This window comes from Actinoplanes sp. NPDC019969 (genome assembly GCF_055562375.1).
On record NZ_JBVHFK010000011.1, the window covers coordinates 152,265 to 174,503 of the forward strand.

The 22,239-nt window shown below is 68.4% G+C and carries 23 protein-coding genes, 1 tRNA gene and 3 pseudogenes; 13 read left to right on the plus strand and 14 right to left on the minus strand.

All coding sequences use genetic code 11. The annotated features are described in order from the left end of the window. Nucleotides 1–4: 4 nt before the first annotated feature. From ACZ3II_RS30365 to ACZ3II_RS30375, 3 genes are all read left to right on the plus strand, one after another. Entirely contained in the window at nt 5–1,195 is a 1,191-nt protein-coding gene (locus tag ACZ3II_RS30365; protein ID WP_465521647.1) for a sensor histidine kinase, read from the plus strand. Then, nucleotides 1,141–1,854, plus strand: coding sequence for a response regulator (locus ACZ3II_RS30370; RefSeq protein WP_465521649.1), 714 nt, complete (start codon nt 1,141–1,143; stop codon nt 1,852–1,854). Before ACZ3II_RS30365 ends, ACZ3II_RS30370 begins: the two co-directional genes overlap by 55 nt. Before the next feature lie 190 nt (nt 1,855–2,044). After that, nucleotides 2,045–2,521: a hypothetical protein gene (locus tag ACZ3II_RS30375; RefSeq protein ID WP_465521651.1), complete on the plus strand. Its 477-nt coding sequence runs from the start codon at nt 2,045–2,047 to the stop codon at nt 2,519–2,521. A 111-nt stretch (nt 2,522–2,632) separates the two neighbouring features. Here ACZ3II_RS30375 and ACZ3II_RS30380 read toward each other — a convergent pair whose 3' ends face one another. Then, nucleotides 2,633–3,175 (minus strand): phosphotransferase, encoded by a 543-nt coding sequence (locus ACZ3II_RS30380; RefSeq protein WP_465521653.1) that lies wholly within the window; start codon nt 3,173–3,175, stop codon nt 2,633–2,635. Beyond that, nucleotides 3,138–3,701, minus strand: coding sequence for a CGNR zinc finger domain-containing protein (locus ACZ3II_RS30385; RefSeq protein WP_465521655.1), 564 nt, complete (start codon nt 3,699–3,701; stop codon nt 3,138–3,140). Before ACZ3II_RS30385 ends, ACZ3II_RS30380 begins: the two co-directional genes overlap by 38 nt. Nucleotides 3,702–3,749: 48 nt before the next feature. Here ACZ3II_RS30385 and ACZ3II_RS30390 point away from each other — a divergent pair, with 48 nt between their 5' ends. From ACZ3II_RS30390 to ACZ3II_RS30400, 3 genes are all read left to right on the plus strand, one after another. After that, nucleotides 3,750–4,304, plus strand: coding sequence for a GNAT family N-acetyltransferase (locus ACZ3II_RS30390; RefSeq protein ID WP_465521657.1), 555 nt, complete (start codon nt 3,750–3,752; stop codon nt 4,302–4,304). A gap of 271 nt (nt 4,305–4,575) precedes the next feature. After that, nucleotides 4,576–5,616, plus strand: coding sequence for an ATP-binding protein (locus tag ACZ3II_RS30395; protein WP_465521659.1), 1,041 nt, complete (start codon nt 4,576–4,578; stop codon nt 5,614–5,616). A 205-nt stretch (nt 5,617–5,821) separates the two neighbouring features. Continuing rightward, a complete protein-coding gene (locus ACZ3II_RS30400) occupies nt 5,822–6,208 on the plus strand; it encodes a hypothetical protein (protein WP_465521661.1) in 387 nt (128 codons plus the stop codon). Between the two features lie 1,000 nt (nt 6,209–7,208). Here the strand turns inward: ACZ3II_RS30400 and ACZ3II_RS30405 are convergent. The 3 genes and pseudogenes from ACZ3II_RS30405 to ACZ3II_RS30415 form a co-directional block, all read right to left on the minus strand. Then, a pseudogene (locus ACZ3II_RS30405) lies at nt 7,209–7,746 on the minus strand (O-acetyl-ADP-ribose deacetylase). 316 nt (nt 7,747–8,062) lie between these two features. Next, the gene (locus tag ACZ3II_RS30410; protein ID WP_465521663.1) at nt 8,063–8,281 is read right to left on the minus strand and encodes a hypothetical protein; all 219 of its coding nucleotides are present in this window, start codon (nt 8,279–8,281) and stop codon (nt 8,063–8,065) included. 97 nt (nt 8,282–8,378) lie between these two features. Next, complete coding sequence (locus ACZ3II_RS30415; RefSeq protein ID WP_465521665.1) at nt 8,379–9,338, minus strand: TetR/AcrR family transcriptional regulator C-terminal domain-containing protein; 960 nt, start codon at nt 9,336–9,338, stop codon at nt 8,379–8,381. A gap of 169 nt (nt 9,339–9,507) precedes the next feature. Here ACZ3II_RS30415 and ACZ3II_RS30420 point away from each other — a divergent pair, with 169 nt between their 5' ends. Further along, entirely contained in the window at nt 9,508–11,124 is a 1,617-nt protein-coding gene (locus ACZ3II_RS30420; RefSeq protein WP_465521667.1) for a carboxylesterase/lipase family protein, read from the plus strand. A gap of 5 nt (nt 11,125–11,129) precedes the next feature. Here ACZ3II_RS30420 and ACZ3II_RS30425 read toward each other — a convergent pair whose 3' ends face one another. From ACZ3II_RS30425 to ACZ3II_RS30435, 3 genes are read right to left on the minus strand one after another with little or no spacing between them, the layout of a single operon-like run. After that, nucleotides 11,130–12,044, minus strand: a complete 915-nt coding sequence (locus ACZ3II_RS30425) for a hypothetical protein (RefSeq protein WP_465521669.1) — start codon at nt 12,042–12,044, stop codon at nt 11,130–11,132. 33 nt (nt 12,045–12,077) lie between these two features. Continuing rightward, nucleotides 12,078–12,539, minus strand: a complete 462-nt coding sequence (locus ACZ3II_RS30430; RefSeq protein WP_465521671.1) for a hypothetical protein — start codon at nt 12,537–12,539, stop codon at nt 12,078–12,080. Next, nucleotides 12,536–13,375 carry an alpha/beta hydrolase family protein gene (locus tag ACZ3II_RS30435; RefSeq protein ID WP_465521673.1) on the minus strand — a complete coding sequence of 280 codons (840 nt, stop codon included), beginning with the start codon at nt 13,373–13,375 and terminating at the stop codon, nt 12,536–12,538. The genes ACZ3II_RS30430 and ACZ3II_RS30435 overlap by 4 nt, the downstream gene beginning before the upstream one ends. Nucleotides 13,376–13,463: 88 nt before the next feature. Here ACZ3II_RS30435 and ACZ3II_RS30440 point away from each other — a divergent pair, with 88 nt between their 5' ends. Beyond that, the gene (locus tag ACZ3II_RS30440; RefSeq protein ID WP_465521675.1) at nt 13,464–14,282 is read left to right on the plus strand and encodes a LysR family transcriptional regulator; all 819 of its coding nucleotides are present in this window, start codon (nt 13,464–13,466) and stop codon (nt 14,280–14,282) included. A 161-nt stretch (nt 14,283–14,443) separates the two neighbouring features. Here ACZ3II_RS30440 and ACZ3II_RS30445 read toward each other — a convergent pair. From ACZ3II_RS30445 to ACZ3II_RS30460, 4 genes and pseudogenes are all read right to left on the minus strand, one after another. Next, nucleotides 14,444–14,749, minus strand: a pseudogene (locus ACZ3II_RS30445) (IS630 family transposase); the annotation flags it as partial. A gap of 293 nt (nt 14,750–15,042) precedes the next feature. Further along, nucleotides 15,043–15,195 (minus strand): annotated as a pseudogene (locus ACZ3II_RS30450) (IS110 family transposase); the annotation flags it as partial. A 226-nt stretch (nt 15,196–15,421) separates the two neighbouring features. After that, nucleotides 15,422–15,487, minus strand: a tRNA-Lys gene (locus tag ACZ3II_RS30455). Between the two features lie 279 nt (nt 15,488–15,766). Further along, complete coding sequence (locus ACZ3II_RS30460; protein ID WP_465521677.1) at nt 15,767–16,441, minus strand: hypothetical protein; 675 nt, start codon at nt 16,439–16,441, stop codon at nt 15,767–15,769. Nucleotides 16,442–16,545: 104 nt separating this feature from the next. On the opposite strand from ACZ3II_RS30460, the gene ACZ3II_RS30465 reads away from it, so the two are divergent. The 5 genes from ACZ3II_RS30465 (at nt 16,546) to ACZ3II_RS30485 (ending at nt 20,391) form a co-directional block, all read left to right on the plus strand. After that, nucleotides 16,546–17,097 carry a hypothetical protein gene (locus tag ACZ3II_RS30465; protein ID WP_465521679.1) on the plus strand — a complete coding sequence of 184 codons (552 nt, stop codon included), beginning with the start codon at nt 16,546–16,548 and terminating at the stop codon, nt 17,095–17,097. A 53-nt stretch (nt 17,098–17,150) separates the two neighbouring features. Further along, nucleotides 17,151–18,011, plus strand: coding sequence for an NAD-dependent epimerase/dehydratase family protein (locus ACZ3II_RS30470; protein WP_465521681.1), 861 nt, complete (start codon nt 17,151–17,153; stop codon nt 18,009–18,011). 180 nt (nt 18,012–18,191) lie between these two features. Further along, nucleotides 18,192–18,485 (plus strand): hypothetical protein, encoded by a 294-nt coding sequence (locus ACZ3II_RS30475; protein ID WP_465521683.1) that lies wholly within the window; start codon nt 18,192–18,194, stop codon nt 18,483–18,485. Between the two features lie 100 nt (nt 18,486–18,585). Further along, nucleotides 18,586–18,951 carry a hypothetical protein gene (locus ACZ3II_RS30480; RefSeq protein WP_465521685.1) on the plus strand — a complete coding sequence of 122 codons (366 nt, stop codon included), beginning with the start codon at nt 18,586–18,588 and terminating at the stop codon, nt 18,949–18,951. Nucleotides 18,952–19,998: 1,047 nt separating this feature from the next. Then, nucleotides 19,999–20,391, plus strand: coding sequence for a DUF4240 domain-containing protein (locus ACZ3II_RS30485; protein ID WP_465521687.1), 393 nt, complete (start codon nt 19,999–20,001; stop codon nt 20,389–20,391). Nucleotides 20,392–20,798: 407 nt separating this feature from the next. Here ACZ3II_RS30485 and ACZ3II_RS30490 read toward each other — a convergent pair whose 3' ends face one another. Continuing rightward, on the minus strand, nt 20,799–21,344 hold the full coding sequence (locus ACZ3II_RS30490; protein ID WP_465521689.1) for a hypothetical protein: 546 nt from the start codon (nt 21,342–21,344) through the stop codon (nt 20,799–20,801). A gap of 23 nt (nt 21,345–21,367) precedes the next feature. Beyond that, a complete protein-coding gene (locus ACZ3II_RS30495) occupies nt 21,368–22,168 on the minus strand; it encodes a DUF6209 family protein (RefSeq protein WP_465521691.1) in 801 nt (266 codons plus the stop codon). Nucleotides 22,169–22,239 lie beyond the last annotated feature (71 nt).

Sequence of the window (22,239 nt, forward strand, 5' to 3'; positions counted from 1 at the left end):
CGGCATGTCGGCGCGTCCCCGTACCCTCGCCTGGCTCTCCCCTGCCGACCTGGCGGTGTCCTTCGCGGTGGCCGCCCTGTCGACCTGGTGGTGGCATCAGTTCCGCCTCGGCGGCCTGCTGTTCGGCGTGCTCGCGGGCCTGGCGCTGCTGTGGCGGCGCCGCCACCCGCTCGCCGTCCTCGCCGTCGTGTCGGCGCTGACCACGGTGACCGCGACGATCCAGGTCCACGGGACGCAACTGCACGACGGCATGCTGCTGCTCACCGTCGCCGTCGCCCTGTACGCGGTCGTCGTGCACGCGGCGTCCCCGCGGCGGGCCGTCGCCGGCGGGCTCAGCGCGTGCCTGGTCGGCTGCCTGCTGCTGCCGTTGCAGAACGCGGCCAGCACCGGCTGGCCGATCACCGCCGAGCAGATCGTGCGGGGCTCCGGGCTGGTGATCGGCTACGGCGCCGTGGTGTGGGCGCTGGGCCTGAGCGTGCGGTACGCCGGCCAGCTCAAGACGGCAGCCGCCGACCGCCGGCTCAGCGCCGAACGGGAACGCCGGCACCTCGCGCGGATCGCCGTCGCCGAGGAACGGGCCCGGATCGCCCGGGAACTGCACGACATCGTCGCGCATTCACTGTCGGTGATCGTGTTGCAGGCCAACGGCGGGGCGTACGCGTTCGACCGCGACCCCGATCGGGCCCGCGAGGCGCTACGGGCCATCAGCGGCACCGGCAGCGACGCCCTCGCCGAGATCAAGCAGCTCGTCGAGTTGCTGCGCAGCGACGGCGACGGTCTCACCGACGGCGTGCCGGTCGCGCTGGCGCAGGTGGAGGCCGTGGTGCAGCGGGCCCGCGACGCCGGGGTGGACGCCACCCTGGTCGTCGACGGCACGGCCCCGGACGTACCCGGCGGGGTGGCCCTGGCGGTGTGCCGGATCGTGCAGGAGTCGCTGACGAACACGCTGCGGCACGGCGGCGCGGACCCGGCCGCCACCGTCACCGTCGGCTACCGGAAGGACATGATCGACATCGAGGTGACCGACACCGGCACGGGTGGCGGGCCCGCCTCCCCGGGTGGGCACGGGCTGGTCGGCATGCGGGAGCGGGTCGCCCTGTACGGCGGCACGTTCGCCGCCGGCCCACGCCCCGGCGGCGGATGGCGGGTCCACGCCGGCATCCCGCTGTCCGGCGCCCGGGCGGTGCCGGCGTGATCCGCATCGTGCTCGTCGACGACCAGCACCTGGTCCGGGCCGGGTTCCGGATGGTCCTCGACTACCAGGACGACATGACGGTGGTCGGCGAGGCCGGCGACGGCGCCGAGGCGCTGCGCCTGCTGCGGGCCACCGCCGCCGACGTCGTCGTGATGGACCTGCGGATGCCGGTGCTCGACGGGGTGAGCGCGACCCGGCGGATCTGCGCCGCCGGGCCGCTGCCCCGGGTGCTGGTGCTGACCACGTTCGACACCGACGAGGAGGCGTTCGCCGCGCTGCAGGCCGGGGCCAGCGGTTTCCTGCTCAAGAGCGCGCCCCCGGACGAGCTGCTGACCGCGATCCGGGTGGTCGCCGGCGGTGACGCGGTGGTGGCGCCCCGGGTGACCCGCCGGCTTCTGGACCGGTTCGCCGGCCGGCTCGTCACCGGCGGTCCCGCCGCGGACGGCCCGGCCGACCTGACCGGCCGGGAACGCGAGGTGCTGCTGCTGGTCGCGCAGGGCCTGTCGAACCTGGAGATCGCCGGCCGCCTGCGGGTCGCCGAGGCCACCGTGAAGACCCACGTCGGCCGGATCCTCACCAAGCTCGGCCTGCGCGACCGGGTGCAGGCGGTCGTCTTCGCCTACGAGTCCGGCCTGGTCCGACCCGGCAGCGCCCGATGAACTCGTGGTTTTCCTCCGCCCTTCCCCCGGCGCCACGGCGAAGCGGCCCACATCGTCAAGGGCGGCTACAGCAGGCACCGCCCCACCCCGCTGGGGGACGTCTCTCGCGAGAGCGCCCTCCCACGTTGTCCTGACGGCGCCGCCCTGAACAATGGGCGGCGGTCCCCGCCGTACCAGGAAAGGTTTGATCATGGGTTGGAACACCTCGGTGCTCTTCCGTCAGGACGTGACGGCGGACGAGGCGGTGGACGACCTCGCCATCACGGATTTCAGCGGCGAACTGGTCGGAGCCGACCAGGCCACCAGCGCTCTCAAGCCCGACGCCCTCTATGCCGCCGAGTCGGGTGGCTGGGTGCAGGTCTGGAACCCGATGATGGATGTGGTCATGGGCTGGGAGCCGACCGACCCGGCCGACGCCTTGGTGGTCTTCTTCAGCAGCGTTTCGAGCACATACGGCTTCACCCTGTTCACGAACGGAGAACGAACCCGGCATTACGTCTACGCCGATGGTGTGGCCGTCGAGGACGAAGGAACGCCACTGCCGGTCGAGACCGAGATCGCCCTGCCGACCTGGGGCCCGGACGAGGACTTCCTCTGGTCGATCATCACGGCGGTCACTGGTCTCCGATACGACGAAAAGCTGCAGTACCGCGTTTACCCAGTGTGACGGGCATGCTCATGGCGCATCACCGGCCGCCTGAGCACGTGCGCTGTCATCGACAGGACGCAGGCTCGTCGTGGTCGCCCACCGGCCGTAACGACGGCGGACGCCCTGGACTCAGCCGCTGGTTCGCCGGAGGCCGGAAACCAGCTGGACGGCTGCATCGATTCGGGCCGCCTCGGCAGCGGTGGTGTTGGGATCGTCGCGTCGCGTCACGGCGGCTTGGGCAAGGGCCGACAGCGGTTCGCCGTCCGTGGCGTCCAGGAAAGCAGTCAGCAGAGTTGCCGCAGGGGCGGCCAGAGGATGGGAGTCGTCCACGGCTACCTGCGCAAGGATCATCGCGGACATAGCGATGTCGAGGTCCGCCGGCCCTTCGGCGGCGTTGCGCCAATCGATGACGACTAGTCCGCGCGCTGTCACCATGATGTTCTGAGGATGCAGATCGAGGTGCAAGATCCGATCATCGGCTGCCTTGCCTGCGAGTGGTGGAATCGCGTGTAGTCGACGATGCAGCTCCGCCACTTCGATGCCTGCCTGTGCCAGTTCGAGGTCGCCCGCTGCACAGGCCTCCATCATCGTGGGCCCGTGCAGTCGTTCCATCACGATGTTCGCGCCGTAGGCCTCATGAACGGCCGGAACCGGAAAGCCGAACCGCCGCACGTCGGCGGTGGTACCTCATTTGGCGGTCACGATGGGCGCAAGACTCATGGCAGTAACGTCGGCGCGGATGGTGTTGCACGAAGAACAGGCAGCAGTCGGGGGTTCGGCAGCGGCGCAGCAATCGGGTCTGTTCTCCGGTGAGTAGTTCGATGCAGGCGGTGGCCAGGCTGCCGAGGAGCGCGGTGTCGCCTGTTGCGGCGCCTCGTCGGCTGTTCGCGACGAGTGCCCCGGTGGGTTGCCGGACCATGTGCGGGGATGTCGGTGCCCGGGCGGCAACTGCGTTGACGTGCATGATCGCGGCCGCGGGCGGCGTTGCGCCGGTGACCGTCGCCGCGAACAGGGTGTGAATGCTGTTCCGCAGGGCCTTGGCCGCAGCCGTGTCACGCGCGGGGTGTACGCCGGCCGTGGTGAACCACAGTGTGGCCAGTTCGGTCGTGCCGAGGAAGTCCTCGTCGCCGTACAGCGTGTTGACGAATTCCACGACCAGCGGTTCGGTGCCCAGGAGCGGGAGCTCTACGTCATCCACGCGTTTATCCTATGCTGACGGTATGGAGGTCCTGTTACCGTCAGCTGCATGATGTCCTGGCGACATGTCACTCCTACCGACTTCCCGCTGTTGGCGCGCTGGCTGGCAGAGCCGCACGTAGCCCGCTGGTGGCACCACGAGACGTCCCTGGCGGCCGTGGAGCGCGACTTCGGACCGTCCGCGCGCCGTGAGGAACCGAACGAGGACCTTCTGGCGTTTCTCGACGGCGTACCGATCGGGCTGCTGCAACGCTCGTTCCTGCACGACTACCCCGAGTACCTCAACGAGCTGACGCCGCTCACCGCGGTGCCGCCCCGCGCGATGACGATCGACTACCTGATCGGTGACGCGGCGGACGTCGGGCACGGCATCGGCACCCGGATGATCCGATCGGCGCTCGGGCAACTGTGGCGCGACCACAAGGACGCCGAGTGCGTGATCGTGGCGGTGCACGCCGACAACATCCGGTCGTGGCGGGTGCTGGAGAAGGCGGGCATGACTCGCGTCGCCCACGGCGACATCGAGCCGGACAATCCGATCGACGACCGGCGCCATCATGTCTACCGGAAAGATAGGCCGCCGATTGGCGAGCGCGATGAGTGAGCGATCAGATCGTTCCGGAAGCCGGGATCGGCACGAGCGGGCGCCGACGGGTCTCGACAGCCCGTGCCCCGGTGTAGTGGGCGGATCGCGGCCGATGCACTCGTCATCGTCGATGTCGGTTGCCACTTCCAGCGGTGACGCCGCCTCCCGATGGCGAATGCCGGGAGGCACCTGTCAGCATGGGGGCCGAACTGCGACCGGTGTTCTCCGTACAAGCCCGGCCGCCTGGCCGAAAAGGCATGGCATGAGTTCGTTGGGGGATGTGGGTCCAATGCCGTCGGACATACCGGAAAGCTGGCCCGTCGAGGACCGGCTCCGCGGTACGTCCGACTGGTTCGCAACCGCTGATGTCCTGGGCGATGAGGTGGTGCCCGCGTGGGCGGACTGGTGCGCCGTCCACGTCCGGATGTCTGTGGTCGAGGCTCTACGCGCCGGCTCATCCGTTCCGCTGGCCGAGCTGGGCCTGACACAGCCGGTCGATGGTGAGCCGCTGGAAATGGTGACGCTGCGACACCGCGATCCGGGCCGTGAACCGGTGATCCGCGAGTGGGCTGCGGACATGCCGGTTCGCACAGGTGACGCCTACGGCGCCGGTCGCGTGACCGCTACCGGGATCACTCGCTATCTGCCTCACGTGGGGCCGGCCATGCTGCAGGCCACGGCGGCAACCCCGCAACAGCGCACTCGGTTCCAGGGACTGGGCATCGGTAGCTCCATCGTCGTACCGCTGTACACCTCGACCGGCGCACTACTGGGCGCCATGACTCTGCTCCGCGAACTCGACGCCCGAGAAGCCTTCACTGAAGACGACGTACACGCCGCCGAACGGCTCGCTCGCTCGGCGGCCGAAGCGCTCGATGCCTCCCGCATCGCGACGGTCACCGCCGAATCCTCACCGCCCGTCCTTGACCAGCAGCGCACCGCCACCTGGCGGCCACCGCACCCACGGGATGCCGCCACCAGCACCGAAGGGCGCAACTGGGCCCGGCGCACACTGCCGGAGCTGCTGACTCGACCCCCACGGCGCGACCTGTACGAGGACATGGATCTGGTCTTCACCGAACTGCTCAGCAACGCCGTCCGGCACGGCGGAGGGCTGCGCGAGGCGCAGCTGTCCAACACCGGGGAACACCTGCGCCTGGTAGCGGCTGACAACGACCCGCGCAGTCCCGCTGTGCGGGCACGCCACGCCGATCAGCCCAACGGGCGTGGTATGCACCTGATCCAAGCCATAGCGGACCGCTGGGGCGTCTACCGGCACCACAGCGACATCGGCAAACATGTCTGGGCTGATCTTCGCTTCACCGCATAGAACCGCGCTCGTGCCTGCCTTCGCCGGACGCGTCGATCGTCGCGATGCGCCACCTCCGGGCCTGGCCGGCTCATCGACATGCTCGCCCTCAGCCGCATACGCCTGCCGAACCCGGCCCGAGCCCACGCGCCTCAGCGCGCCGCCCGCGGCAGATGAGGACGTTCGGCCGAATGAACTCGGTGCCCGTCACCATCAAGATCAAGCGATGACCGCAGCGAACAGAATCTCAAAGCCATTCACCTCGGATACGCCGCCGGCCGAGACTAGGCGCCTCCCCGCTACGCGGTACGGCAACTCCTCCGCGATCGCTCAGGCGGTCGGTGCGTTCGCGGGTCTGCTCGTTCTGGCCGTATACGTGATCATCGACTCAAGGCATCTCATGTCGAACTACTGTTTCGACGCCACCGGCCAAATCGTCTGCCCGATCACTGGGCCGGACTGGGCTCGGCCTCTACCCGCCGCTGTCACGCTGATGGCTCTGCTCATCGGCCTTGCCGGCCTCGCCATCGGCCGCCCCATCCGCACGGTCGCGCTGATCGCTGGCTTTGTGCTGACGGCCCCCGCCCTGGTCGGCGGCTGGCTGATTGGGTAGCGAACTCGGCTGCATCGGTGCACGAGCGATCAGCGGCAAAAGGGTGCACACGAGTCGGATGAGCTGGCCCATTCCGTCAAGACGTGGCCGTTGGACTTCACAAGCCATCCACGGTCCAGTTCGTGCGCGTACGGTCGGTTGGTGAACAAGCGATCCTCAACAAGATCTCGCTTGCCGCGGGGTGATGGTGTGTGGGTGGCTGCAGGCTTGATCGTGCTTGTGACGTTCTCGGGATGTGGCTCGGTCCTGACCTTCCCATGGGCCGGGCACGAGTGCTCGCCACCGATGAGCCACCATATCTGCTCGTATGGCGGCCAGATGGTAGCTGCCACAACACCTGGTTGGACCGCACTGATAGGGATAGCAATCGCAGGGACGACCTGCGCCCTACGGAGGCCCTGGTGGATCACGGGAATGGCGACCGGATACGCGATCGCCATCGCTGGTTTTGCGATCGGATGGTTCATCGCTGATGCCGGCCATTGATGTCGTCGGGCGCAGCTTCGACCAAATGCCCTCTCGTCGACACGACAAGACGCCAGCCAGTCACCGCCGCCTATCAGCCGTGACGGCGCTGGCTGGCCAGCGTGCGGATCGCGGCAGGTGAGCGTGTCGTCGGGCAGCAGGCCTTCGATCGGCAAAGGCGAGGAGACCAGCGCTCCTCGTTACTACCCTCGGATCTATGCCGAACCCGCTGCAATCAGACATCGGGCATGGTGCCCCCAGCCGCAGTGGCCGCAGGTATATCGCATTTGGGGTGCTTGGCTTGATCGGTGCGGCTGCCCTCGCCTACCTCGTACTTATGCTCCCGTGGTGGCTGGCGTTGAAGGATGAAGACGAGTGGGACCGAACCTGCTGTCCGTCGACTCCCCCCACAAGGGCACCCTTCGCGACGCCGACGGCCTCTGAGCCTCGCCCGCTCCACCCGTCACGGACCTAGCAGTCGAGATGCCGACGCCAACCCGAGGGGAACGCGCATCGCGGCAGATCCGGATGAGGGCTACTGCCGGACAGCGCCGCCGTGCCAGCCGGTTTCCTCCTGAAGTAACGCGGTGAGCAGGTCTCTGGTCTGCTCCTCGAACGCGACGAGAAGGATCCGCTGGACGGTGGTGGGTGTCGAGCGGATGGTGTTCACCGCGATGCGGGCGGCATCCTGCGGCGGGAAGCCGTAGACACCGGTGGCGATGGCGGGGAACGCGACCGAGCGGGCCTGTAGCTCATCAGCTACCTGCAGGCTGCCGCCGGTAGCAAGCCGCCAGCACGTCCGCCTCGCCGAAGCCGCCCCCTTCCCAGACGGGGCCGACCGTATGGATGACGTTTCGCACCGGCGGGTTCAGGTCGAACGCCGGGGTTGCCTTGGCATCGCCCGGATCGCAGGGGGCGATGGCCGCGCCAGCCTGCGCCAGTTGCGGCCCTGCGGCCCGATGGATGGCACCGTCGACTCCGCCGCCACCGAGCAGCGACTCGTTGGCGGCCGTCACGATGGCGTCCACGTGCTGGTCTGTGATGTCGCCCAGGACCACTTCGATCGTTGTCATGACCGATAGTCGCACTCCCGCATACAGCCCTCTCGATCGGCCTATTCCACGCGCCGAAGGCCCGCTCCTCGACACGAGCGGGTGCCGGCAAGCCTTCGGCAGCCGCAACGCCGTGCGACGAGCGGATCGCGGCAGATCCGGACGTTCTTGCCGGAAGGGCATGCCACAATCCCACCCATGCCCGAGATCGTCACTGCGGCGCTGGTTCGCGAAGGTCAAGTCCTGCTCGTCCATCGAAGTCCGAATCGCAATTGAGCCGGTTCGGTGCAGCGGCGGGGCTGGTGAGGCGGAGCTGGGTGTAGACGGTCACGACGAGTCAGGTCCAGCGGTAGGGGGCGGCAGGGTCACGCAGTTTGGGGCTGGTCCAGCCGAGGGTCTGTTTGAGCATGCGGAAGGTGTGCTCGATGTGGAAGCGGCGCAGGAACGCCTGCCAGAGCAGGTCGACCTCGGCGGTGCCGGCGGTCGGGTGGGACCACCGCAGCCAGACCGGTTTGGCGGTGGCGCCGGACGGCAGGCGTTCGACGGCCCGGGTCACCGGGCTGCCACTGCCCGGCGGGGATGAGCCGTTCGATCACGTCGCGCAGCTTGGCGGCGGTGATCGTGGCGGTGTCGTCCATCCGCGGCCCGGGACATCACGGCGAGCCGGAGCTACCCTCTGCTTGCCAGCCGGCCAGCAGTAACGCCACGCTGTCGAGCAGGCGCTGAAGCGCGAACTCGAACAGCGAGTCGATGCTGAGATCCACGTCGTCGCGCGTCGAGAGGCTGGCCATGATGGGGAATGAGCCACCACGCAAGGCCGCGGACAGCGCTTCACCCTGCGTACTCATCCATTCGTCGTCGGTGAGGCCGGTGTCCTGCTCCGTCTCGGCCTCACGTTCCAGGTTTATCGCCGTACCGCGGACGAAGTTGGCCACCATGGCCGCGAGGTGGATCAGTGTGCCGTGGTCCAGGCCTCGGTCGGCCACGGCGCGCATCGTCCATTCCGTGTGGGCGATCGCGTTCGGCGCGAGGAGCGGGCGGGTGAGCGAGACGACCTGTGCCAGCCACGGGTGTCGCTGGTACATGCTCCATTGGAGGCGGCAGATCAGCTCCAGCTGGGCCCGCCAGCCAGCCGGTGGCCGGACCGGCGGGCGGTGTGCGGCGAAGGCGGCGTCGGCCATCAGTGTCGTCAAGTGTTCTCTGCCGCGTACGTGCCGGTAGAGCACCATGGTGGCCACCTCGAGTTCGGTGGCGATGCGGCGCATGCCGGTGGCAGCGAGCCCTTCGGCGTCGGCGATCGCGGTCGCGGTGGTCACGACGCGGGACAGGAACGCGTCAGCGTCGCTGCGGCCCGGCCCGTCCCGGCGGTGCGGGCCACGTCCGTTGCCGGTGGCAGCCACCACGGTGCCGACCCCGGTGACCGTTTCGGTCAATCCTTCCTGCCGCAATGTGGCGATCACCCGGCTGGCGGTTGCCATGGCTACGCCGTGATCGCGCACGAGCTGCCGGATCGACGGCAGCCGGTCGCCCGGCCGCAGAGCGCCACCGAGAATCTGCCGGCGCAGGTCCCCTGCGATACGCACCGACGCTGGTCCGGTCTCGTCGCCCCTCACGCCGCCTCCGCCGTACTAGTGCACCCCGACGGCGTCCAGCCTAGTCAGCGCATCGGATTCCCAGTGGGGGCGCTGCTGTTCTAGTGCCGTGCTCGGATCTTTCGGTGATCGTCCGCATGCTGTGCCGGAACACGTGTACAGCGTCGTCATCAGCGACAGGAGGAACACGATGAGGGTGAACAAGTGGTGGGTGCGCATCGGTGGGGTTGCCGCCGCGCTGATGTTGGTACCGGGCGTGGTCGGCGCCGGGGTGTCCGCCCAGGACCCGGCGGTGATCCGTACCGGGCAAGGCCTGATCCGCGGCACCGTCGCGCAGGACCATCGCTCCTTCGCCGGGATTCCCTATGCGGCCGCGCCGCGGGACCGGCTACGCTGGCAGCCGCCGCATCCGGCGGCGGCGTGGACCGGGGTACGCGACGCCACCCGGCCCCAGTCGGCTTGTGCCCAGCCGGACGGCATGCCGATGGATCGGCCCAGCAACGCTGAGGACTGCCTCTACCTGAACGTCACCACGCCGACGACCCGCACGGCGCGGCGGCCGCTGCCGGTGATCGTGTGGCTGCACGGTGGGCACTTCTTCCTCGGCCAGGGTGATACCTGGGGTGGGCAGAAGATGGCGGTGCAAGGGGAAACCGTCGTGGTGACCCTAAACTACCGGATCGGTCCGCTCGGCTTCCTCACCCACCCGGCCATCGCCGGTGGCAGGGCGGGCAATCTGGGCCTTCAGGATCAGCAGGCGGCACTGCGGTGGGTACGGGCCAACGTCGCGGCGTTCGGCGGAGACCCGCACAACGTGACACTTGCCGGACAGTCGGCGGGCGCCACCAGCGTGTGTGCTCATCTGGCGGCACCGCGCTCGGCCGGGCTGTTCGACCGCGCGATCCTGCAGAGCAACTCGTGCAGCACGCCATTGCCCACCCGCGAGCAGGCAACGGCCGCCGCGGAAACACTGATCGGGTCCGCCGAGTGTGATGACGACCCCGCCGGAGTGTCCGCCTGCATGCGGAGACTTCCGGCTGAGCAACTCGTGGCGAAGGCCGGTTACCCGGGCCAGACAGCGTGGTCCGCCGGGCCGGTCGCCGGTGACGCGGTTCTGCCGGTCGACCCCGCGCGGGCGGTGGCCACCGGCCGGTTCCACCGGGTCCCGGTGCTCATCGGCGTCACCCGCGACGAATACCGGGCGCAGGTCTGGGGGTTGGAGCGGACCGACGTATTCTGCGCGTCGCCGGAGAAGGACCGGCCCTGTGGTCTGACCGTCCCGCAGTTCCTCGAACACGTGGGAGGCAGCTTCGGGGCACAGGCCGGCATGGTGCTCGAGCGCTACCCGTTGAAGCGGTACGACAACCCGTCCGAGGCGCTGTCCGCGATCATGACCGATGTCGAGTACGCGGGGCCGGTCCACGACTCCGCGATCGCGTTCAGCCGGCACGTGCCGACGTACATGTACGAGTTCGCCGACAACGAGGCCCCCTTCTTCACCGACGCCGTGCCGGTGACCTTCGCGACGGGCGCGTTCCACACCGCCGAACTGCCGTACCTGTTCACGGTCGGCTATGCCCAGCCGCTGTCCACCGAGCAGACCCGGCTCTCCCGGACGATGGTCGCGTACTGGGCCGCATTCGCCGGCCACGGTGCTCCCCGTGCGGAGGGACTGCCCTGGTGGCCGCGGTTCCACGGTGCTTCGGGGCATGTGCAGCAGCTGGCGCCACTCGCCGGCGGCATCAAGCGCGCGGACTTCGTACGTGATCACCAGTTGCCGTTCTGGCGGTCGCTGCGGGAGCGCTGAGCAGCTCACTCACGGGTCAGCTCGCGGTACGCGGCCAGCACCGCTGTCGTCTCCTCGACCAGCTCCCCGGCGGTGCCGGCCCCGCCGGCACCGCTTTCCGCGGGGTGGTCTCGCCGGTGCAAGGCGGCACGCGCGGAAGCCAGCGCCTCCTGAGCCGTCACGAATGCGGAGGTCTCGTCCGCAAGCCGGCGCAGATATTCCAGCCGTTGCACGACCTCGTCGTCGATCCGCGACAGGTCTGCTTCGGTCAGCCGTACCCGTTCATTCAGTTCGGCCGCCGTCTCGCCCTCGGGCGAGACGTGCGGGACGGCAGCGGCCAGGTCGTCCCGGGTTCTGCGGATCGCCGCCCGTTCGGTCAGGAGGCGGGTCAGGTTCCACAGATGCCGGGACAGAGCCGGGGACGGGTCGTCGAGTTTCACGTATGCGGCCAGTCGCGGCCACAGCCCGGCCGTGCACCGCACCGCCGACGCCGCGGCATGGACCGCGTCGATGTCGTCGCGGTGGTCCAGAACCAGATGGCCGTGCTCCCAGAGCCGGCGTGTGCGGCGGACCCGGCGCCGGCCCCAGCCGATCAGGGAGCCGGCGCCGGCCACGCCGAGCGCGATGAGTTCCGAGCGCCCCGTCGCGTCCACTGCCAGGTACGTCGCCAGGGCCGAGTAGAACGTGCCCCACCCCGCGATCGATGCGCCACCCGATTTCGGGGTGTGCACCCACACCTGGGCCGGCTCCTCCTCGGCGACGCCGCCCGGGCGCATCCTCGTCGCCGGCTTCGCGTTGACCAGGGTCACCGGGCCCACGGTGTCGGGATCGGTATCCCCGGCCAAATCCGGCTGCAGCACCGACACCACGGTCTTCTCGTCGTCGGAGGTGAGGAACAGATGCTCGGGCGCACTGTCGTCCGTACGGGGAACGGTCGTCATAATTGTTGATGCTGGACGGTGGTGCTGGGACGGTCAATCCAGCCGAGCGAAGTCCATCGTCCAGTTGGTCTGCCAGGTGGCGCCTCCGTCGTACGAGAACGCCTGCTCCCACCTCGCCGACGACGGCGTCATGTCGCTCCAGCGGAAGCGCACCTTGATCGGCTTGCCGTCCCAGTCGTCGTCGCCGACGAATTCGCCGCAGCCACCGACGAACCGGCCCTCGACCGGCGGATCGAGGTGTCCGGGCCGGGTCGTCGACGCCCACCAGATCCGCCAGAGGTCCCGGCCGGGGTCGTAGAGGCGCAGCGACATGCCTTCGAACGCCGTCCCGTCCGGCGGCATCACCGCGACGGAGAAGCTGTCCACGTTGCCGAGCCCACCGAGAACCGGGCCGGCGACACCGGTCGCGGCGAACTCGACCCACGCGCCCCGTACCAGCCTGCGGTTGTGGATGCGCCACCGCCCGTGCAGGAAGTCGAAGTCGGCGGCGCTCACGGCAGCACCGGCTGCCGGGAGAACCAGTCGGCGACAGCCACGTCGGTCAGTGCGGCATGCCGCGTCTGCGGGGCCGGATCCGTTCCGGGTTCCTCCGCCAGGGCATGGCGCAGGCCGGGCACCCGCACCAGCGCCGCGCGGTCCGGCCTGTCAGCCGAGAGGTCCTGCCACAGGGCCTCGGCCGGTCCGACCAGGTCCGGGTCCTCGTCCGCGCCGACGATCAGCAGTAAGGCCGAATCCTGCCGGGCCACCTGCGCTACCCGGGCGACGAAGTCCAGCCGGGCCGCTATGCCGCGGCTGTGCGCGTCCCAGACGTACGGTGTGCCGAACGCCCGCTCGTTCACGGCGACCAGGTCGGCCAGCCGGATCACCGGACTCACCAGCGCCCCGGTACGAACCGGCACCTGCCCGTCGGCGAGGACACCGAGCGCCACCATGGCTCCGATCGAGGCGCCGACCAGCCCGACCGGGCCCGGCGCGACACCCAGCCGATGGCGCAGTTCACGCAGCGCCGCCGGGAATTCGGCGACCGCCTGGCCGACGAGCGGCTCGAAGACGTTACTCACCGCGTCCGCGGCGGCAAGCGTGAAGAAGCCGTCCAGACTCCCGCCGGGAAGCCGGCTGCCGAGCAGCGGCAACCCGAGATGAACCCGCCAGGCGTCCAGGGCCGGCAGGGGCAGAGCGGCGGCCATCGCGGCCTCGGTACGGGGCGCGTCCGCTGAATGCCAGATCGCGACGAGCGCATCGGCTCCAGCTCGTGTCGCGGGCGGCAGAGCGAGGTACGGCACGCCCGCCGCGACGCCGGTCAATGGTGTGATGCTGTTGGCTGCTGTCATGCCGTCCAGCACAGCGCACGGGCGAGTCGTGGTCGAACAACTGTTGTGGCACCTTGCACAACCACCGGTTGTCGACCATGGTGGGCCCATGGATCTGGACGTCGCGCAGGTGCGCGCGTTCGTGCGGGTCGCCGATCGCCGCCATTTCGGCCGGGCTGCCGAGGAACTCCACCTCACCCAGCAAGCTCTTTCGAAACGGGTTAAGCGGCTGGAGTCCACGCTGAACACTCTGCTGCTCATGCGCGAGCATCAGGTGGTCGAGCTGACCGACGCCGGTCGTGCCTTCCTGCCGCATGCGCGGGCGCTGCTCGACGCCGCGGACGCGGCCACCGCCGCCGTTGGGAACCTAACGGAACGCCCCCTGCGCCTGGATGTCTGGGGTGCGGTCCAGGCGCCACTGCGGCTGGTCCGTCGGGTGACCAGCGAGTCACCGGACCAGCTGATAGAGGTCAGCATGCGGCGCAGTCTCGACAGCGCTGTCGCAGCGATTCGCCGCGGCGAACTTGACGCAGCATTCGGGCGTGCCTGCACCGAAGACGGCGAGTGGCCCGCAGACCTGCATCGACGCGTGGTCTACCTGGAGCCGCTGGGCGTGGCACTCTCGGCCGCACACCCACTCGCCGAGAAAACCGTGGTCATCGCCGACGATCTCCGCGCCACCGGCGGACTGTGGTGGCCGGGCGAGAACGGGCCGCCCGAATTGGTCGGCCTGCTGCGCGCATACTGCACCCGGTTCGGCATACCGCTACGAACGGAAGGCCTCAACCTCGGCCTGGAACACGCATTGACCGCCGTACGCGACGACCCGGGCCGTGCACTGCCGGTCGGCACCGAATGGACGGTGTCCCACAGCACCGAGGTCACGGTCCGAACGTTGGAGCGACACCGTACTACCTCTGGTCGCTGATCTGGCCCCGCCGGCAACCGCACCCGAAACTCGGCCGGTTCCTGCGACAGCTCACCGGCATGGCAGCACGCGAAGGACGGCTCCGCCTGCCGTCCGGCGCCGGATGGCTGCCGCCCAACGCCATGATCCCGAACCGGGATCACGGCTGAGCGGCTGCAGACCCGGATCTTCGGGGTCTTGTTCCCGACAGGTTGCCGCGTCCGCCGGATCGACTGGAGCGCGGCCAGCGTGTGATCAGCGCCTTTGCGCAGCCGGTTCACGCCCCATAGCTGGTCGTCGCCGAAGCTGTAGCAGCCGTGGAAGTAGCGGATCCCGTGCGTGCGTTTGTAGGTCGCGGGCAGCCGGTCGGGATGCCTCTCGGGTGCCCAGCCAGCGCCGTGGTGCGGGCGGATTGACAAGGGCCCGAAATGGTCGAACGCGAAACAGCGCTGTGGGAACCGCCTCGTGACCTCCTCGATGCGATCGAGTGCCCGTACCGGCTCGGCCACCAGACCACCTCACTCTCAACGGCCAACATCATCGCCGTCGAGAAAGGGCTCTCACCGTTCCATCCGATCGGACGCCCGCCCGCTGGTCGGTCGCCGCGTCGCCGGCGTGGTGGGGCTGCGGTATGGTCCGCGGCGGCCACGGTGACCCGGCCCCGCACGGCGTGAACGGTGAGGGTCAGGATTCCGCCGCCGTGACGGATCGCGTTGGTGACCAGTTCGCTGACCACCAGGGTCGCGTTGTACAGCCAGTCGGCGTCCGTGAAGCCCCAGGCCTGCAGTTCCCGGGTTCGTTCGTGGACCAGGCTGGTGCGGTATCGGGTGAGATCACGCAGCCGGCACACCCGCGGCGGTGGAACGAAGCTGGGACGGATCAGGCCGTGTTCGATCAGCCGGGCGATCCAGGCCGAGTCGGCGACGTCGGTCTTTGCCGACCACGCTGACCCCGTTGGCGGCGAGCCAGTCGCGTAGTTCCAGCAGACCGGGGGTGGTGGTGGCGAAAGTGCGGATCTCTTGCCGCCGTTTTCTTGACAGTCCCCTTGTCGTCGCCCAGGACAGAAACCTGTCGCTCAACAGCTCCGGCTGAGCGGCTAATTGGCGCGCTCGAGCGACCGAGGTTAATCAAGAATCCGGAGTTTTCCCAGCTCATAGCGGTGGGCCGCCCGGGACTCGAACCCGGAACCTAAGGATTAAAAGTCCCCAGACTAGCCGTTTTCATCTCGAAGCATCAGAATGCTCCTAATACCTGCGCCGTCCGACACGGTCCAGCTACGTTCTGTCCCGTCCGGGCGCCAACGCCCAGATCGAGACTGCTCGACACTGTCGAGATCCGGCTCCGTCCAGGCACATCCGGCAGAGGTGCGGAACATCCGAGCGACCAGGGAGCGACCGGCCAGCACCGCACCACCCAATCGGCCGCTGCACCGTGCAGCGAGCGCATCGCGGCAGATCCGCGTAGGGCGGCAGCGCGGCATGAGCATGTGTTGTGCGGTCGTCTCGTCAGGTGTGTCGGCTGATCGAGTACCCAGTCCCGGTGACAGCATCGTTGAGGTCGTTGAGGTTGGCGTCGGGGTTGAGCGCCTGCACCACGGCGTCGGTGAGCGGGCGCATGGCCACGACGTGCCCCACCGCGGACCGGTCCACTTCGATCTCGTAGTAGTCCCTGGCGAAGTCGACGTAGCGATCGACGATGTCGTCGCCCAGGATAGCGAGCCGGTCAGCGCCGTCGGGACTGGTGTCATACGGGCCCTGGGACGGCGGGAACGTGACACCACTGCCGGCGCGCCAACGGTCATCATCGATGCGTCGCCAGAGCACCGCGGTAGCGTTCAACATGCCCTCATCGCAGAACGCGGGCTCGCTTACATACGGCAGGAACTGCGGTGGGAGACCGTCAAGCAGGCCGGGCCACAGCGCGTGATCGTCGTTGGCATACGGCGTCATTTCGGACTCGTGATCGAAGACGCGGATGAACGCGCCCACGGCGGAGAAGACGATGGAGTACTCGTCACCGCTGCCGTTGCTCATCAACGCGGCGTCGTCGTCGCCCCATCCGCCGTAGGTGTAGTACGCGTAGTCGGAACCCTGAATGAGCTCCAGCACGGCGAGTGCCCGGCACCGGTCTCGCAGCACTTCGATCGAGGGCAGCCGGTCGACGACGTCGTAAACGTTCACCCCGCGACCTTAAGACCCCTGCTAACCATCGATGACAAGCGGTCTGCGGCAGGAGAGCGTGTCCTCGGGACGGTGCGCGACGGGTGATCCCGGATACTCACGCGGTGGAGAGAAGATGGGCGCACATCGGCCGGCTCTGGACCAACGGCGAGCCATACCTGGCCGCTGACTTCGGCATTCGCCATCTTTGGCTTGGTTCCACCGAAGACGAGTACTTCGATCGCATCGTGAACTTGGGCGCGGAGGACATCAGCATCCCGCTCGGGGTTGAGGCGGCAGCAGTCGTCGGAGGCGACGGAGTCGTCCGCGACGACAGTTGGATGGAGGTCTTTGAATCCATCGACGGCGTCATCGCCATCATTCAGGCGTCCGGTGCCGATTATCAGCAGGTCGTAGGTGACGCTCTGGAGTTCGCGGAAGCGCCTGCTGGCTTCGTTCGCGAGTTTGGGCACCAGATGTTCGCGACTTTCGGCGCCACTTTGCGGGGACCGCGCGCCGCGATGTTCGTGAGAACCGGCACCACTTCCGGCTCTGGGCCCCCGGGGTGGCGCCGTCGGTCCCTCACCAGCTCGCTCACGCTACGTAAGAGCGATCATGAAGGAACTCGAACTCGGATGCGCAGATCTGCCGACGGGTGGAACGTCCGCACTGGATAACTGCGCGACCGATCGGGGTCGACGGGTGTGCCGCTTCACGGTCAGAATGATCTGTGCACGAACGGCGAGGCGAGCAACCAGCGATCCGTGCCGCGACGGTCACGGGAACCTCGGGCCGCGTAGGCGCGGCGATTGCGGCAGCCCTTCACGCGCATGGTTGGTCTATATGCGGGCTCGACCGAGTACCGGGCCGATGGACCAACCTCGCCGGAGATTTGCGAGATCCCGAAGTACGCTCTGCCGCACTCCAGCAGTCCGAGCTCTTGGTCCATGCAGCTGCCCTGCACGCGCCACACGTCGGCCGAGTCGATGACCGCGAGTTCCGTGCCGTTAACGTCCACGCCACCGAGGCGCTGGTCGAAGAAGCCGACCGCAGGGGTATCCGACGCGTCGTCTACATCAGCAGCACCAGCGTCTACGGGCACGCTCTGGTACCCACTGACCAGGCGGTCTGGGTCGACGAGGCACTGGAACCCCGTCCGCGCGATATATACGACGAGACGAAACTGGCCGCCGAGCAGCTCGTCGCCTCGGCGGCCACCCCGTCGGTCAGCTTGCGTATCGCCCGCTGCTTCCCGGAGCCACGGCCTGTGCTGGCCACCCACTTCCTGCATCGAGCCGTAGCGTTGGACGATGTCGCGACGGCCGTCGTACGCCTCACCGAGCAGCACGCCGTTACCGGCACCTTCAATATCGCTGGGTCGTACCCCTTCACCCGCGCGGACTGCCCGGCACTGCACGACGACGCAGCCGCGCTGATCGCCGCACGGCTCCCGGAGGTCGCTGCCGCGTTCCGGGAGAGGAACTGGCCACTGCCTCGCACGCTCGACCGGGTCTACGACTCCAACACCGCTGCCGAGACCTTCGGCTATCGCCCGGTGCACGGAATCCATCAACTGCTGCGCTCGCACTGAGCCGCCGCCGGCATCCTCATCGGCTGCCGACAAGGCGTGCCCGCTTCCGGCGACCGTCACCATGCGTGAACGGTGCGCCAGCCGACGATACGTGAGCCGCCGTCGTTGAGGGGTGGCGCCCAAACCCGCGAACATCGAGATGAGTGAGATCGCGGTGGTGCCCAAACTCAGCGACATCTGGTGCCCAAACTCGCGAACAAAACCACGCCTGCCGAAGCCCACGCCTTCATCAACACTCCCAGTGGGCAACTCGCCATCTTCAGCGCTGCCTGTGACGGCGCGGGCGAGCAGGCGATGACGCTGCTGCCACCGCAAACCGGGCACATGCCAGTGGAACATGGGCCACCTTCCCGGGATAGCGACACGGGACTCCGCCTTCCAGCTGGCAGCGCAGGGTACCGAGTCGAGGCTTGGTCCTACACCAAGCTCGGTGACTCGGGTTGCTTTGCCCGCTGGCTGCTGATTCCCCAGTGATCAGCAGGCACAAGGAACCTTCATTGCGGCAGTTAAGTACACCGTCTCGCTGGTAGACACCGTCGTATTACGGATCCGGAACTGACGTACGGTGGGCGCCGTGACAGCTCAAAGACGGGTGCCGGAGAGCCTTGAGGAATTCTTGGCGGCAGCGGCAGACCAGGCACGCCTAGTGCTCGACGCCGACGCGGGCTTGCCGACCTATGACGCTGGTCTGAATTTTCAGGGCTTGGCTCTGAGGGCTATGGCCAAGGCCCCCGAGAGTGGACCGTTGTTTGAGGTGACATATGGCCTCAACCTTATTTGGGGCGCATTGACCGATGAGATGGACGCTCCCGGAAGAGGATCTGCGGAGCAAGATATTCAGGCTTTTAAGCATATGAAGCAGGCGGCAGTCGAATGGCTCGGCGTCATGAACTCATCAGATGATCGCGCTGCATACTTAGATTTCTGGGTGCATGAGTAATGCGGTTACTCTAGAGATCTCCCGAATTAGGCTGAGCGTTACTGGCGTGTAGGGCAGAAGCATGTTCCCGGTCAGGCACGCACTCTCGTCGGCAATTTAGGGCGTCGCACAGCCGCCCGGTGCCGGGTGACTGCAGCCGGAACGGTTCGCTGCAGTGGCTTGCCGGAGCTACTTGACGGCTAGCCACTGCACAGGGTGGGCAGAGCCGCGGAGTCACCGGATCTCGTGCACGACCTGAATGAGCCCGACTACATGAGCGTTAAACTCGTGCATATCTTCTGCTGGCACCCACAACATGGGAGCGGCGGAGCCACCGAACGACCGCGTAGAGTAACGTTTGATGAAGTCCGTGTCGATGTTTAGGCGAAGGACGTACCTGACTCCGGTGCCTAATGAGTTCCAATGTCGAGCGCCAGAGATAGCAAATTTCTCATCGAGAATCGGGTGAAAGTGTAGGCGTTCGCGCGGTACTGGCGGCCATTTCCGCCATCCTGACGCGCGGATGTGGTCAATTTCGCGAGGCCCAGCAGGATGCCACAAGGTTGTAAAATTACCACCTTCGCTCACACCTGCCTCACCGCCCTGCTTGATTTGCCGCGATGTCCTTCGCAATAGTGCCATGGCTTGGTCCCGGGAGGGGAGGCCGCGTCAGCGATTGACCCAGCGGAGCAGCGTGCATGCCGATAGCAAACTGAGCTCTCGAGGCCTATGCATGCAGGGCAAGCGCACTACTCTCGGCAGTTGATCGAGTTTCGGTCGTACTGCCGTTTCACCTGCTCTGAGTGTCCCGCCGTCGCTGAGCGGCGACATGGTCGGCTATTTTGTCGGACCCGCTCGTTAGGCTGCCGATCGCTGGGCTCGGACGGGGCGGCGGCGATACGGGAAGAGACAGCATGGACATCGACGGCTTCTGGGCGGTCATCGAGGGGACCGGCCGGGGCACCGGCCCGGACGAGCGGAGCGACCGGCTCGCGGCGGCACTGACCACACTGACGGTCGGGGATCTGCTCGACTTTCAGGATCACCTCGCAATGCAGCGCGGCCGGGGTGTCCGGCGATGTCATGGGCGACGCCGCCACCCTCATCCTGCTCGGCTGCGGGGACGACAGCTTCGCCCGGTCCACCGCCTGGCTGGTGGGGCTGGGCCGGGAGGCCATGGACCGGATCGCCGACGAGCCCGAGGTTCGGGCGCTGGCCGGCCGGCATCCGTGTGACTGGACGGACGACGAGTACCCATGGTGGGAGGAGCTGGAGTTCGCGGCCGACCATGAGTACGAGCGGCGCGAGCGGGACCCCGCCTGCATGCATTGCGCGCTGAAAGCCCGCGCCTCAGAGGACGGACCGGCACCCTGGCGGGAACCGGAGCCGGACGACCGCGACCCGGAGGAGTCGCTGCCCCGGCTGACGGCGATGTTCGACAAGGGCCGGCTCTGGGACTGACATGGACCTGGTCGATATCTCATAGGATCACCCGCCGCCACACCGGCCGCGGAATCGGCAATCCCCGGCGTCGGCTGTCCGGAGGCCATGAAGGCGGCGAGGATGCAATCGGGGTGGCGGTCGAGGTTCATGCGAGCTCTGTCGTAGCGGATGGTGGGACGGGGTCGGCGTGGCAGGCGGCCATCCGAACGTCGCCGAGGCTGACGCCCACAGCGCGGCGAGGGGTTCCGCCGTCCACGGCCACGCGCCGGCCCGCACCGGTCCACTACGGCGGCCGACCTGGGCCGTGGGCCGCTCACAGCCCGAGCGTAGAAGTCGACCTGAACGATCTCGGAGGCGGAACAGACGTGAAGGGCTTCGGTACGGCGGGCCCCCTCGCCCGCGTACCGAAGCCCTTCACCGGGGTGTCACACCCGGCACTGCCAGGAACGCGCGTCGTAGTAGTCGGTGAAACGGTCGACGGTGGCGTACCCGAACGTGGTCTCCCGGCAGGCCGCCAGCACGTCGATGTCCGATTCCGTACCGCCGGTCACGCAGTGCCAGTCGTAGACCGTGCCGCCGGTCAGGGCCGCGGTGTCCGCGCCGAGGCTGCGGCAGTACCTGCCGAAGTCCGGCGCCACCACGTCGGAACGCACCCGCCAGCAGCCGATGCTGTCCGGGCGGTGGAAGTCGCCGATCCGGTCGACGGCCTGGTCGACGCCGTGGGTCCAGCGGCAGGCGGCGTCGAGGGCGATGCCGGTGTCCCGGCCGCTCGCGGTCCGGCAGTGCCAGTCGTAGGCGGTGTCCCCGGCCAGGACGGCGCCGGCATGCCCCTGCGACCAGCAGTATCCGCCCAGGTCGGGGGCGCCCAGCTCGCGGGGCGGCGGCGGGGACGCGGCGGCCGGTGCGGCGATGGTCAGGACGGCGCAGGCGCCGAACAGCAGGGCGAGCAGGAGGCGTACGGGATTGCGCATCTGATCTTCTTCTTCCGGGAGGGTCAGGCGACGGCGTACGCGTAGTTGGCGCCGAAGTCCGAGTCGTAGGCGGTGCAGCCGCTGCGCTGCCCGGTGACCCGGAACCAGAGCTCCACCCGCGTGCTGCCGGGCGTGACGTCGACGGTCACCGGGACGGCCTGGCCGTCGGCGCCGGTCAGGGTCTGCGACTGCGCCGGGCCGCCGTCGAGGCGGTGCAGGACGTCGATGTGCCAGGCCGGTGCGCCCTGGTAGGTCTCCCGGCACTGCGGAAGACGGGCCGGGTCGTACCGGACGACCAGGCCGTGTCCGGCGCGGACCGCACCGGTGACCGTTTCGGACCAGTCGGCGCCGAACGTGGCGACGGCCGGCTGCTCGATCGTGTAGTGGTAGTTGGCGCCGTACCGGGAGTCGTGTTCGCTGCAGCCGGTCCGGTCGCCGGCATGGAACCACAGCTCCAGGTCGTGCCCGCCGAGCGGCAGGTCGATGCGGACCGGCGCCGCGACGTTGTGCCGGTTCTCGTCGAGCCGGGTGACCGGCTCGGTGCGGATCGGGCCGCCGTCGACACGGTAGTGGACGCCGATGCTCCAGGCGTCGCCGCCGGCGTACTGGCTGCGGCACTTCCGGAGCCGGTTCAGGTCGTAGTCGACCAGGACGGCCCGGCCGGCTTCCACGAGGCCGTCGGCCCGGTCGGTGCCGTCGGCGGCGAAGCGCAGCGTGGCCGCGGGCGTGGCGGTCGCGGCGGCGGCCGGGGCCGCGAGGGCGACCAGGGCGGCCGTGCTCAGGACGAGGACGCGGGCGATACCTGCCAGGGTGTTGTGTCGCATCGCATTCCTTCTCGCAGATCGCTGGGGAGACGCCGCGACGGCCGCGGCGCCGGACCCGACACTGCAAGAAC

Bases quoted from the DNA above. Each gene is read 5' to 3' on its own strand.
- ACZ3II_RS30435 (WP_465521673.1), bottom strand. From the start codon at position 13,375: ATGACAGCAGCCAACAGCATCACACCATTGACCGGCGTCGCGGCGGGC.
- ACZ3II_RS30370 (WP_465521649.1), top strand. From the start codon at position 1,141: ATGGCGGGTCCACGCCGGCATCCCGCTGTCCGGCGCCCGGGCGGTGCC.
- ACZ3II_RS30390 (WP_465521657.1), top strand. From the start codon at position 3,750: ATGATGTCCTGGCGACATGTCACTCCTACCGACTTCCCGCTGTTGGCG.
- ACZ3II_RS30495 (WP_465521691.1), bottom strand. From the start codon at position 22,168: ATGCGACACAACACCCTGGCAGGTATCGCCCGCGTCCTCGTCCTGAGC.
- ACZ3II_RS30440 (WP_465521675.1), top strand. From the start codon at position 13,464: ATGGATCTGGACGTCGCGCAGGTGCGCGCGTTCGTGCGGGTCGCCGAT.
- ACZ3II_RS30420 (WP_465521667.1), top strand. From the start codon at position 9,508: ATGAGGGTGAACAAGTGGTGGGTGCGCATCGGTGGGGTTGCCGCCGCG.
- ACZ3II_RS30375 (WP_465521651.1), top strand. From the start codon at position 2,045: ATGGGTTGGAACACCTCGGTGCTCTTCCGTCAGGACGTGACGGCGGAC.
- ACZ3II_RS30400 (WP_465521661.1), top strand. From the start codon at position 5,822: ATGACCGCAGCGAACAGAATCTCAAAGCCATTCACCTCGGATACGCCG.
- ACZ3II_RS30490 (WP_465521689.1), bottom strand. From the start codon at position 21,344: ATGCGCAATCCCGTACGCCTCCTGCTCGCCCTGCTGTTCGGCGCCTGC.
- ACZ3II_RS30425 (WP_465521669.1), bottom strand. From the start codon at position 12,044: ATGACGACCGTTCCCCGTACGGACGACAGTGCGCCCGAGCATCTGTTC.
- ACZ3II_RS30395 (WP_465521659.1), top strand. From the start codon at position 4,576: ATGCCGTCGGACATACCGGAAAGCTGGCCCGTCGAGGACCGGCTCCGC.
- ACZ3II_RS30365 (WP_465521647.1), top strand. From the start codon at position 5: ATGTCGGCGCGTCCCCGTACCCTCGCCTGGCTCTCCCCTGCCGACCTG.